This window comes from Paraglaciecola sp. (assembly GCF_030730205.1).
Classification (GTDB): Bacteria; Pseudomonadota; Gammaproteobacteria; order Enterobacterales; family Alteromonadaceae; genus Paraglaciecola.
In genome coordinates, this window is sequence record NZ_JANQVQ010000168.1 from 1 (window position 1) to 13,481 (window position 13,481).

A 13,481-nucleotide genomic window follows, 5' to 3' on the forward strand; every position below is an offset into this window, starting at 1 on the left:
TTTACTCTTGTGGCTGTGTCACTTTTTTACTAAACCAATGACTCACTGCCCCTCCAATCATCATCGCTATCGCTAAGCCAATAAAAATAGGGACTTGAATACTGAGTTCGTCAAGATTTTGGGCAATCCAGCTGCGGATAAATGGCAGAAATCCTATAGAAATTGCAATCACTACAGCACACGCAAAGGCAGCACGCTTTTTAGGCTCTGGATTGGCTCGACTGATCAAATGCACCCCGACAAAAAAACCAAGTAATACACCGATAGCGGTATACATCGGCCAGGTTTCTGAGCTTGTAAGAGCTTGGCTAAGCAAAGGAATTTCTCTTAAACCTTGGGGTAACCCCAATACCAATCCGGTAAATGCTCCAATAATCAGATCTTTATTCACGTTCATCCAATAAGGTGCTTTCATTTATCTACTACTTCTCCAATCACGTAAGTCACCTCTCCAAGCGAATGGCTAATTAGACCTAGAAAACGAATATTCAATATCCTATAAAAAATATAAGGTTAAAAGCTATTGGTTTTTATAATAATTAAAAATTAATTAAATAGGTAAGCCAACAAGGTTCTGCAGCCCTAATAAACGCTGCTTATGTGACAAAAAAGAATGAGTTATAACTAACAATACAAATTAATTTTGCATATAAATTAAACTTTTTACCTAAACTTGGCGTCATACTCTGTGACAGCGTAGTGAACTGTCATTTAAAATCCCTGGACCGCAAAGTCGTAAACAGCTTTGCGGTTTTTTTATGCCTTGAATTTATGGGACCAAGCAAATAAAAGCAGCAATATGCTTGTTGACGTTTTCAGGCTGTTCATGATGCAACCAGTGGCTTGCATCGGCAAATCGCTTAATCGCAAGGTCTGGCACATATTCTTCTAGCCCGTTTAAAATAGTGTTTTCAAAGGCTTCATCCTGTTCGCCCCATAACACCAAAGTAGGAATAGTAATGCGTATGTTAGGTATTTTGACACTTTGCAACGCGGCTAACCCATCGCTTTCCCTAATGAGTGGCGGGTGCTGGGGCATCATGCGGTAATAAGCCAACATGCCCTCGACGGCTTGTGGTTGCTGCCATGCCGCTAAGTAGTTAGATTTTTCCTCCTCATTAAAAACAGCATAAGTGGTGCCAGCAAATACCATCTCCCTTAAAAATTCAAAATCATTCTTTTTGACCTGAGCTGGTCCATCTTTGGCTGTTAACTGGTGAATATAATGACTTTTTTGCTGCTGGCGGGGGTTGATGAACATTTCCCGAGTAAAGGTACTGGGATGGGCAGCATTGATAATAATCAGTTTAGTGAATAGCTGAGGATAAAACGCTACTAAGGGCCAGGCAATAGCACCGCCCCAATCATGGGCAACCAAGTACACGGGCTCATCCTGACGATGGGCTTGACACACTTCTTCAACAAACCGTGCCATAAAGGCAATGAGCTTTGGCAGTTGATAAAACGATGAGTCCAGAGGTTTATCACTCAAATTGTACCCTGGTAAATCTGGTGCGATTACCCGAAAGCCATGAGAAAAATACTCGAGTTGATGATGCCAACTGGCCCAATACTCTGGAAATCCATGAAGAAAAATAATGGTTCCACGAGGTTGATGAGGGCTAGCTGCGACATAATGCAATTTCACCCCATCGATATCAATATATTGATGTTTCATTTAGCGTTCCTTGACACAAAAAAAAGAAAAAAAAAGCGAATGACTCACAAATATTTGCCCGTCATTCGCCTTTACCTTTTAGCAATTTTTTAGCTAGTAGCGTCTAAAAAGCCAACCATTTCTAGCCTAAATAAAACATCTCTTGATCCATACTCATTAGATTATCTGCGCCTGAATCCATTGATGAGACTAACGAACGAGTGCGGGTTAGCAAACGATCAAAGTAGAACTTTGCTGTATGTAACTTCGCTTGGTAAAATGTTTCATCACCAACACTGTTGCTGTAGTCACCTGCGTCGATTTTCTCCTGCGCGGTAACCGCCATTTTTAACCAAAAATATCCAACAGTGACATAACCTGAATACATCAAGTAATCCACTGAAGCAGCACCTAATTCCTCTGGGTTTTTAGCTGCGCGCTGCAAAATATCACCGGTGATTTGTGCCCACTCATCACAATGTTTATTGATCGAGTTAGACCACGCATTAAACTGGCTCTTGTCGCGAATACTTAAACAGTACTCCTTAATTTCTTGAATAAAGAGTTTGAGTAACTCACCGTTTGAACCTGCAACTTTACGGGCCAGTAAATCAATAGCTTGAATGCCTGTGGTACCTTCATACATTGTACAAATACGAGTATCACGGGCTAGCTGCTCCATGCCCCACTCTTTGATAAAGCCATGACCGCCGTATACTTGCATACCATAACTGGTTGTTTCTTGAGCGGTTTCTGTTAAAAACGCTTTTAAGATGGGTGTTAACAAAGCGAGTTTACCCTCACCCACTTGTTTGGCTTTCTCGTCATCTGAATACAAACCCACGTCCACTAACTTCATACAGTAAAGCGCCATTGCACGCTCACCTTCACGCAAGGCCTTTTGCGTTAACAACATACGACGAACATCTGGGTGATGGATAATAGGATCAGCCGGGCCGCTTGGATTTTTTACGCCCGATACAGAACGGAACTGCAAACGATCTTTGGCATAGCTTAACGCACCTTGGAAAGCCGCCTCTGTTGCTGCTAAGCCCTCTAAGCCAGTACCGATACGCGCCATGTTCATGAACGTAAACATGCAGTTTAAACCACGGTTTTCGGTACCGATTAAATAGCCTTTAGCGCCATCAAAATTGATCACACACGTGGCGCTGGCTTTGATCCCCATTTTATGTTCAATCGAACCACAAGCCACCGCATTGCGCTCGAGCTTTTCACCATTTGGACCTGCGTTAAACTTAGGTACCACAAATAATGAAATGCCTTTTGTACCGCTAGGTGCGTCAGGTAAACGCGCGATCACAATGTGCACAATGTTTTCTGAAAAATCATGCTCACCTGCAGAGATGAAAATCTTTGTCCCTGTGATGCTATAAGAGCCATCGCCATTTGGAACTGCTTTGGTTTTCAACATGCCCAAATCAGAACCACAGTGAGACTCAGTTAAACACATGGTGCCAGTCCACTTTCCTGATACCAAATTAGTTAAATATTGTTTTTTCTGTTCTTCACTGCCGTGTGCTTTCAAGGTTTCCATGCAACCATGACTTAAACCGGGGTACATAGCCCAGCTATGATTGGCGCCAGAAAACCACTCAGCGATGATTGAGCCTAAAGAGTAAGGCAGAGCTTGGCCGCCAAATTCTTCGGGCTGAGTCATTGAAGGCCAACCACCATCAACATACTGTTGATACGCTTCTTTAAATCCTGCGGGAGTGGTCACAACACCGTCTTTCCACACACAGCCTTCTTCGTCACCACTGGCATTAATCGGCGCCAACACGTTTTCAGTAAATTTAGCCGCCTCAGAAAAAATCGCTTCAACCATGTCGGGAGATGCGTCATCAAACCCATGCTCAGCATAATGTTTATCAAAACCAAGCAACTCGTTCATCACGAATAGTGCGTCTTTTTGTGGGGCTTTATAACCTTGCATAAACTACCTCTTATGTTCTTTTACTTATAAAAGCTGATAGGGTTTATCAACTAATCATTTCATTGTGCTTTTTATTTCAAGCGAGCAGCGACTAGAAAACTTCAAATAAACCCGCTGCGCCCATACCACCGCCAATACACATAGTACACACCACGTACTTGGCTCCACGGCGTTTACCTTCAATTAAGGCATGACCTACCATTCTGGCACCGCTCATTCCGTATGGATGGCCAATAGAAATAGCTCCACCATTTACATTGAGCAACTCGTCAGGAATGCCCAATTTGTCACGGCAATACAACACTTGCACAGCAAAGGCTTCGTTTAGTTCCCACAAACCAATATCGTTCATGGTTAAGCCGTGTTGCTTTAATAGTTTAGGAATAGCAAACACGGGGCCAATGCCCATTTCATCAGGTTCACAACCCGCGACAGCAATACCACGGTAGGCACCTAAGGGCGTCAAGTTTGATTGTTCAGCCAATTTGCCGTCCATAATGACACAAGCAGAAGCACCGTCAGACAATTGACTGGCGTTACCCGCAGTGATCACACCACCTTCGATAACAGGTTTTAAACCCTGCAAGCCTGCTAAGGTAGTATCAGCGCGATTACCTTCGTCCTTACTCAGAGTGACTTCTTTGAAACTTTCTTCTTTGGTCTCTTTATTAAAGATCACTTGAGTAGCGGTGACTGGCACAATTTCATCGTCAAATTTTCCTGCTGCTTGGCCAGCTGCAGTGCGCATTTGGCTTCGTAAAGCATATTCATCTTGCAGCTCACGGCTAATACCATAGCGTTTCGCCACAATTTCTGCCGTCTGTAACATCGGCATATAAATATCTCTGTGCTTTTTCACTAATGCAGGATCGACCATTCTGTGGGTATTCATGCTTTTGTTTTGCACCAAGCTAATAGAGTCTAAGCCACCAGCTACCATAATAGGCACATTGTCGGTAATGATGTGTTTTGCTGCTGTGGCAATGGCATACATACCTGAGCTGCATTGACGGTCTAAGGTCATTCCTGAAACAGAAACGGGTAAGTCACCTGCTAATGCAGCCAATCGACCTATATTCATACCGCCGCTGCCTTGAGTTAACGCACTGCCCATGATGACATCATCAACACTGGCAGGATCAATACCGGCACGTTTAACGGCTTCGCGAATAGCATGACCACCAAGGCTTGGTGCCTCTAAATTATTAAAAGCCCCTTTATAAGCGCGGCCAATCGGCGTTCTGGCAGTTGAGACAATTACAGCTTCTTTCATAATATTTACTCTTATTTTATTACCAAGCTAACTGATTAACTTAGCGTAGGTTAACATTCTAAAATTGGATTACAGATCAGAAAAGCGTTTGCCTTGCTCTGCTAATTTTTTCAACAATGGCGCAGGTTTAAACCAGTTTTTACCATGTTCACCCAGTTCGTCACGGTATTTACACATTGCGTCGTAAACGGTTTTTAAACCAATTTCATCGGCGTATTGCATAGGACCACCGCGATATACAGGAAAGCCATATCCGTAAACGTAAATAACATCAATATCACTGGATTTTGCTGCTATGCCCTCTTCTAAAATAAGTGCGCCTTCGTTTATCAAAGGGAAAATAATGCGTTCAAGGATCTCTTGGTCACTGATATTGCGTTGCTCAACCCCTAAACGCTCTGCTTCTTGTTTGGCTATTGCGGTTACTGCAGGATCTGGAATGGGTACACGGCTTCCTTCAGCATATAAGTAGGCGCCCTTACCTGCTTTTAAACCTACTCGGCCTTGTTCAACCAAACGGTCAGCAATGACGCAGTAAGAGGGGTCATGTTTAATAAACTCTTGACGGGACTGGCGCACGAAATAACCAATATCTTGACCGGCCATGTCACCCATAGTGAAGGGCCCCATTGGCATACCAAAATCGTAAATTACCTTATCGACATGCTCAGGATTGGCGCCTTCAAGCATTAGTCTATTGGCTTCACGGCCATAAGATTCGATCATGCGGTTACCTACAAAACCAAAACACACACCCACTAATACCGCGACTTTATTAATCTTCTTCGCCATCATCATGGTGGTTTTTATGACATCCGCTGAGGTCTTTTCACCTTTCACTACCTCAAGTAGTTTCATCACATTGGCAGGGCTGAAAAAGTGCAAACCAATGACATCTTGAGGGCGTGTAGTGGCCGCAGCAATTTCATCTAAATCCAAAGTAGAGGTGTTAGATGCTAAGATGGCGCCAGGCTTGCAAACCGCATCCAGTGACTTAAATACCTCTTGTTTCACTGACATTTTTTCAAACACTGCTTCAATCACTAAATCAACATCAGACAAATCATCATAGCTTGTTGAACCACCCAATAACGCCATCCGCTCTTCAACTTGGGCTAGGCTTAACTTGCCTTTTTTCGCTGAATTTTCATAATTTTTACGAATAAGGGCTAGGCCTTTATCCAAAGCGTCTTGTTTCAGCTCAAGCATCGTGACCGGAATACCTGCATTCGCAAAATTCATCGCAATACCGCCACCCATGGTACCAGCACCGATAATACCAACTTTACGGATGTCTCTGGTGGGCGTAGTTTTGTCGTAATCTTTTACGTGTGATGCTGCACGCTCGGCAAAAAAGAAATGTTGCTGGGCTCGGGCTTCTTTGGAGGCCATGCACTCCATGAACAACTCGCCTTCGCGATCTAGACCTTGTAAAAATGGTAGGCTTACCGCAGCTTCGACAGCTTGTATACAGCGTTCAGGGGCAAAAAAACCTCTGGCCTGTTTAGCGATTCCTTGACGATATTGTGTAAACAACTCAGCGGGAGCTGTATTGGGATCGATAGTTACTTCACTGGTTCGTTTGATGATGGCGCCATCGTTAATCACTTTGTTGCAAAATGCCATGGCTTCATTTAATAACGATTCAGCTTGCTCGACCACTAAATCAAATACCCCTGGTAATTTTTTAGCAGCAACCGGGCGACCAGACACTATCATGTCTAAGGCTTGGGCCACACCCGCTAAACGAGGTAATCGTTGGGTCCCTCCTGCGCCGGGTAAAATACCCAAATTAACTTCAGGTAATCCCACTTTGTTAGCGGCAAAGGTGACACGATAATGACACGACAATGCCACTTCTAAGCCACCACCAAACGCAGGGCCGTTTAATACAGCAATCACGGGCTTACTGGCGTTTTCAATTAAATCTAATACTTTGGGTAGAGGCGGCTCGAAATCACCACCTGAAAATTCGCTGATATCAGCGCCCCCCGAAAACAAGGTTTGTTTAGACGAAATGACAATCGCTGCGACAGAATCGTCAGATAGGGCTTGTTCAATTGCGGCTATTAATCCTACGCGCACTGATTTAGATAAGGCGTTAACCGGTGGATTTTGCATCCAAACTAAAGCTACGTTCTTATTATTACCCTGCTCCAGTACTTCGTAAGCAACGGCTTGCATTGAATTTTGTGTCATAAACAGCTCCAACCAGATCATATTAAGTGCAGTGATACTAGGTCAGCATAGCCAATCATCCAAATTTATTGGTTTTATGTAGACATATAATGATGAGTTATAGCTAAGCCCCATCCTTGTATTCATTAAACTCATACTGATTTATCAGTGTACGCAAGTTGACTTTTACTACGCCATTTGATGTTCTAAGCGCGAAACAAGTTTTTTACATTAATTTCACAATAGGGTTTATTTTGCACTATTTAACCACTCCAGCAGTTTGTTTTGCCGATGTACCTGACTACAGGTTTGCGGAGCATTATATAAAGGTAAGTGATCAAGAAGGCGAATGGTTGCATCTGCATTACGTAGATGAAGGCCCCTGTGACGGCGAAATTATATTAATGTTGCATGGCGAGCCAAGTTGGAGTTTTTTGTACCGAAAAATGATTACCCAGATGGCGAGTCAAGGCTACCGTGTTATTGCCCCTGATTTAATTGGTTTTGGTAAGTCAGATAAACCCACGCAACAATCAGACTATACCTATCAACGCCATGTCGATTGGATCAGAGCCCTACTTATTGAATTAAAACTAAGTAGCATCACTTTGGTTTGTCAAGATTGGGGCGGCTTGATTGGTTTAAGACTTGTGGCTGAGCACCCAACATTATTTGCCCGAGTACTCGCCGCGAATACCATGTTACCCACCGGTGATCACCCCGCTAGTGAAGCATTTTTACAATGGAAGGCCTTTTCGCAACAAGTCGAGATTTTTCCGGTCGCAGGCATTATCAAAGGTGCAACGGTGACAGAGCTCAGTAAAGAAACCCTAGCGGCTTACGACGCGCCTTACCCCGACGAACGCTATAAAGCGGGTGTGCGACAGTTTCCTTTATTAGTACCTGTAACACCAGACGATCCAGCGAGTGCCGCTAACAGAGCTGCGTGGCAGGTGCTACAGCAATTTACTAAACCTTTTATCACCGCCTTTAGTGACAGTGATCCTATTACTGCTGGTGGCGATAAAATTTTGCAAAAATTGATCCCTGGCTGTGCGGGACAAGCCCATACCACGATTAATAACGGCGGACATTTTCTTCAAGAGGATCAGGCTGATTCACTGAGTCAAGTTTTGCTGATGTTCATCCTAGCCAATCCACTCAATATACAATAAAAACCAATATAGAAGGACTTCCAAATGGATGAGTTACTCGATTTTACTGGGCAAGTAGCCCTCATTACTGGCGCGGGCAGCGGCTTTGGGCGTTTATTGACCTTGGGTCTAGCAAAACGCGGTTGTCGCCTCGTTATCAGTGATATTAACGAAGCCAATCTAGCGCAAACGGTTGCATTGACCTCAGATAATAAAGAAAACATTGTGAGTCAAATTTGCGATGTCGCCAATGAACTCGATTGTAAAGCCATGGTAGACAGCGCAATGCAACACTTTGGCCGAGTAGATATCGCGGTAAATAACGCTGGTATCGCACACGAAATGGCCCCCTTACATTTATTGACAGCTCAAACCATGGATAAACAGTGGGACGTCAACGTGAAGGGTGTGCTCTTTGGAATGAAGTATCAGATTGATGCAATGATGGCCCAAGGCTCTGGTCATATTCTGAACGTTAGCTCAATGGCCGGTATTGGCGGGGCACCAAAAGGCGGGGCATATGCTGCGGCTAAACATGCGGTAGCAGGACTAACTAAAACTGCAGCCATTGAATACGCCAGAAAAGGGATACGCTGTAACGCTATTTGTCCTTTTTACAGTCCTACCGCTATATTGAAAGGCCATGACTCACCAGAAAGCCAGGCACAACTTGCCCGTGGCACACCCATAAAACGTCTAGCACAACCACAGGAAATCGTTAACACCATGCTACTGATGTTATCTCCGGGTAACTCGTATATGAATGGACAAACCATCGCCGTAGATGGTGGTGTATCAGCGTGGTAATAAGCGCCTATTTAACACAGCGACCTGCAGACAAGGTCTTGTATTTTTCAACATTATAAATATTTAAAAAGGATAAAATGATGCAAGCATTGATGATGAATTCACAATTGATGATTTCTTCGATTTTAGTTCATGCTGAGCGCAACTTTCCAGAGACTGAAATTGTGTCGGTTACCGCTGATGAACCACTTCATCGCTATACCTACCAAGACTTCGCTGCACGTTCACGCAAATTGGCTAATGCGCTTGAGAAGTTGGGTGCCAAATTTGGTGACCGAATCGGCACGTTAGCCTGGAACGATTACCGGCATTTAGAGCTTTACTATGCAGTTTCAGGCAGTGGTATGGTATGCCACACCATCAATCCAAAACTTTTTCCAGACCAAATCGCCTACATTATTAAGCACGCACAAGACAAACTGTTGTTTGTTGATGTATTGGTTATGCCCCTCCTTGAAGCATTGAAGCCACACTTATCAGAGGTAAGCGGCTTTATTGTGATGACTGACAAAGCGCATATGCCACAAACCAGCTTAGAAAATGTATGGTGTTACGAAGAACTAATAGCAGAGCAATCAGACGTATTTACTTGGCCTCATTTTGACGAAAATACCGCAAGTAGTATGTGTTACACCTCTGGCACAACAGGCAATCCAAAAGGCGTTGTTTACAGCCATCGTTCGACTCTATTGCACGCTTTAGGCGGCTCTTTACCTGATGTCACAAATGCTTCTACCCATGAAACCATTATGCCTGTCGTTCCGATGTTTCATGTTAATGCTTGGGGTATCCCCTACGCGGGTATCATGGCGGGATCTAAGTTAGTATTGCCTGGGCCCAAAATGGCAGACGGTGAAACCTTACAATTTTTGATTGCAAACGAAGGGATTACCTATAGTTCTGGCGTACCCACTATTTGGTTGGCCTTGTTGGATTATTTGGATAAATCTAAAACAAAAGTCCATAAATTAAGCCGAGTAACGGTAGGTGGAGCCGCTTGTCCGCGCAGCATCATCGAGCGTTTTAAAGCCTATGGTACAACCGTAGTTCAGGGCTGGGGGATGACAGAAACCAGTCCTTTAGGCACCGTATTTTGTTTAAAACGTGGTATGGAAGATTTAAGCGATAGTGAACTGGTGGATTTGCAATGTAAACAAGGTCGTGGAGTATTTGGCATTGAAATGCGCATTGTCGATGAAAATAACCAAGAACTGCCTTGGGATGGTGTTGCTTTTGGCGCACTTAAAGTTCGCGGACCTTGGGTGGCGAGTGGTTATTACGGCATGTCACAAGAGCCTGGAACCGAAGGGTGCCCAGTAGATGAACATGGCTGGTTTGAAACAGGTGATGTGGCTACTATCGATCCCAATGGATTTATGCAAATAACCGATCGCACTAAAGATGTCATTAAATCGGGTGGCGAATGGGTCAGTTCGATTGAAATAGAAAACGCGGCCCTAAGTCATCCCAAGATAGCTGAAGCGGCAGCGATAGGGCGCTATCATCCGAAATGGACAGAACGTCCTCTACTAGTCGCTATTTTGGCGGAGGGTGTGGAAGCCACTGCCAGTGAGATTATTGCATTTTTGAGTCAAACACTACATAAATGGTCATTGCCTGACGACGTCGTATTTGTAAAAGAATTGCCCCACACCGCTACCGGTAAGTTAAATAAATTAGCCCTTAGAAAAACCTTCGAGGATTATCAATTTCCTGAAAGTCATTAACTCCTGACGACATACATCGACCCTCGTTCATGGGTCGTTGTATGTCTTTCATTCCACTTATTGACATATTTTTTAACGCTTTAAAACTTGCTTTTGACCCTCATTAAATTACTGTTCAGCGCTTTTTTCTTAAAATTATAAACAAGGATACCTTATGACGTTTTTTCGTATGCGTTTTTGGTTCTCGTTGATGTGCTTACTATCATCGACTGCCATGGCTCAAGAGACGAATTTTCGACTCACCGACAAAGTTACCCCCACGTTCCAACAAATCAGTCTAAAAATTGATCCCGATTCGCCTTCGTTCAGTGGCGAGACCACCATCACGATCAATGTTAATGAAGCGACCGATACCATTGAGTTTTATCAATTAGACCTTAACATCATTAAAGCCGAGTTATTGGATGGTGCGACCACCATACCGTTAACGGTTAGCGCTCATGCCTACGATATTCAGCATGCCAAAGCGGAAAAGGGCCTAGAGCCTAAGTTATACAAATTGCATATCGTGTTTGATGGCAAAGTCAACACCACCTCTGATGGCATGTATTTATCTAAGTTTGAAGACAACAACTACATCTTTACCCAATTTGAAGATATGCACGCCAGAAGAGCGTTTCCGAGCTTTGATGAACCCGCATTTAAAATATCTTATCAAATGACCATCACTGCCCCAGAAAAACACACGGTACTCTCTAATACCTTGGTGAATAAACGCCGGGTAAAAGAAGGCTGGCAAACGGTTGAATTTAACTTAACCAAGCCAATGCCTTCCTACATCGTTGCGTTTGCAGTGGGTGAGTTTGACTCCGCAGAAATCCCTGATCTGAAAGTCCCGGGTAAAATATACACACCAAAAGGCCAAGCGGGCCGCACTAAATTTGCCGCCAAACATACGGCGGGCATTCTAGCCAGTTTAGAAAATTATTTTGGTAGCCCCTACCCTTTTGAAAAGCTCGATTTTATCGCAGTGCCAAATTTTACCCATGGAGCGATGGAAAATGCGGGCTTAGTGACCTACCGCAGTAGCCTATTATTGTTGGACGACGAGCCCCGTTTAACTGAACAACGTAGTCCTTTAAATGTTATCGCTCACGAGCTTGCTCACATGTGGTACGGCAACCTTGTCACCATGGCGTGGTGGGATGACCTTTGGCTTAACGAAGCCTTTGCCTCTTGGATGGCCTCCAAAGTCATGATGGAGCTTTATCCTGAGCAAAACTTTCAAGCAGCTTTAGTACAAGAGGGCGCCTTTGGCGCTGACTCAAGCCCCACTGTAAAGCCAGTTAAAAAGATTGTAAAAAGTCAAACAGATGTGATGGACGGTTTAGGCCTCAATTACAGCAAGGGTGAATCGATCTTAACCCTGATTGAATCTTTAGTTGGTGAAAAAGCCTTTCAAAAAGGCGTACAAACTTACATGAAAAATAATGCATGGGGTAACGCAGAAGCCGATGATTTGTGGGCTGTTTTGTCTGATGTTGCTGATTTTGATGTGCCCGCGCTGATGAAAACCTATCTTGAACAACCCGCTTATCCTTTGGTAACGTTTGATAGCAGTGGCAAAATACAACAAAGTCGTTTTCACTTGTTAGGCGCTAACGTCACGCCACAAACTTGGACCGTTCCTTTAGCCATTAGTTACAAGAAAAACGGCAAAATTCAGCGCACCCAGTTATTTTTAAAAGACAAAAGCGCCGTAATTGCTGAACTGAGTGAAGCAGATTGGATATTCCCTAATGACAACGCTATGGGCTATATGCGCTGGAAGATACCCGCCAAGCAGCTCAGTGCCTTACTGAGTGATATCAGCTCATTAAACGCCAGAGAAAGAAAAAATGTGTTGTACAACACTGATGCTTTATTTGCCGCCGGTGAAATTGACCTCGCTCAATATATGCAAGTACTTGATGTGTTGGCAACAGACACTGACCCTGTAGTTGCCAGCTCGGTAGTAAGTTCAATGAACGATCTGACTTACCTCGTTGATAAAGATAATGAAGCAATGTTTGGCAAATTTGCAGGTCAAAAGCTGCTCAATTGGTTTGACCGTTTAGGTGTTGAAGAACAGACTGCCGACACGACCGATGTGAGCCGTTTGCGCAATGCAGTATACGGCGTACTCGCCCGTTATTCTAACGATGCCAAAGTTAACAAGGTCAGCTTAGACTTAGCACAACAGTTTCTAGACGAGCCTAGTAGTGTACCCAGAGGTATCGCTTCTGTTGCACTACGTAATGCGGTAAGAAATGGCGATTCAAGCTGGTTTGAAAAACTAAAAGCGGCTTATCTACAACACACAGATGCCAATATTCGCGGCACTTTACGCAGCGCCATGGTCTTTCCACAAAACGAAAATGTGCTTAAAACCTTGGATTTTGCTCTAAGCGATACAGTCAGCCCTGCTAATGTCATTAGCTTTGTGGCAAGAGCAGATAGCGCTTTGGATAATCATGACTTGCTGTATACCTGGTTAGAAACCAACTTCGCTGTGTTAGTCAAAAAAATGCCTGCCTATCACGTAGCGCGTTTACCCGAATATGCATCAACGTCTTGCAGTCAGCATGATTTGGACCTAGGCAGTCAATTTTATGCTGAGCGTAAAAAAGATATCGATGGCATGCAAAGAAGCTTTGATATTTCAAAAGCCAGTACTGAGCAATGTATTGCCCTTAAATCAGCAAACCAAGGCGCTTTTAACGACTACTTAAAACAAGCCGTTCGTTAA

9 protein-coding genes are annotated in these 13,481 nt (G+C 43.8%); 4 read left to right on the plus strand and 5 right to left on the minus strand.

The genetic code is table 11. From position 1 onward, the window contains the following. Position 1 precedes the first annotated feature (1 nt). From NWQ57_RS11345 to NWQ57_RS11365, 5 genes are all read right to left on the minus strand, one after another. Positions 2–415 (minus strand): hypothetical protein, encoded by a 414-nt coding sequence (locus NWQ57_RS11345; RefSeq protein ID WP_306022261.1) that lies wholly within the window; start codon positions 413–415, stop codon positions 2–4. A gap of 354 nt (positions 416–769) precedes the next feature. Next, a complete protein-coding gene (locus NWQ57_RS11350; protein WP_306022262.1) occupies positions 770–1,678 on the minus strand; it encodes an alpha/beta fold hydrolase in 909 nt (302 codons plus the stop codon). Between the two features lie 121 nt (positions 1,679–1,799). Continuing rightward, positions 1,800–3,614 carry an acyl-CoA dehydrogenase C-terminal domain-containing protein gene (locus NWQ57_RS11355; protein WP_306022263.1) on the minus strand — a complete coding sequence of 605 codons (1,815 nt, stop codon included), beginning with the start codon at positions 3,612–3,614 and terminating at the stop codon, positions 1,800–1,802. 91 nt (positions 3,615–3,705) lie between these two features. Next, positions 3,706–4,887, minus strand: a complete 1,182-nt coding sequence (locus NWQ57_RS11360; RefSeq protein WP_306022264.1) for an acetyl-CoA C-acyltransferase — start codon at positions 4,885–4,887, stop codon at positions 3,706–3,708. Positions 4,888–4,956: 69 nt separating this feature from the next. After that, positions 4,957–7,086: a 3-hydroxyacyl-CoA dehydrogenase NAD-binding domain-containing protein gene (locus NWQ57_RS11365; protein WP_306022265.1), complete on the minus strand. Its 2,130-nt coding sequence runs from the start codon at positions 7,084–7,086 to the stop codon at positions 4,957–4,959. A gap of 233 nt (positions 7,087–7,319) precedes the next feature. Between NWQ57_RS11365 and NWQ57_RS11370 the strand changes: the two genes are divergently transcribed. From NWQ57_RS11370 to NWQ57_RS11385, 4 genes are all read left to right on the plus strand, one after another. Continuing rightward, a complete protein-coding gene (locus NWQ57_RS11370; protein ID WP_306022266.1) occupies positions 7,320–8,240 on the plus strand; it encodes a haloalkane dehalogenase in 921 nt (306 codons plus the stop codon). A 24-nt stretch (positions 8,241–8,264) separates the two neighbouring features. After that, positions 8,265–9,026 carry an SDR family NAD(P)-dependent oxidoreductase gene (locus tag NWQ57_RS11375; RefSeq protein ID WP_306022267.1) on the plus strand — a complete coding sequence of 254 codons (762 nt, stop codon included), beginning with the start codon at positions 8,265–8,267 and terminating at the stop codon, positions 9,024–9,026. Between the two features lie 80 nt (positions 9,027–9,106). Then, complete coding sequence (locus NWQ57_RS11380) at positions 9,107–10,753, plus strand: long-chain-fatty-acid--CoA ligase (RefSeq protein ID WP_306022269.1); 1,647 nt, start codon at positions 9,107–9,109, stop codon at positions 10,751–10,753. Positions 10,754–10,907: 154 nt separating this feature from the next. After that, entirely contained in the window at positions 10,908–13,481 is a 2,574-nt protein-coding gene (locus NWQ57_RS11385) for a M1 family metallopeptidase (RefSeq protein WP_306022268.1), read from the plus strand.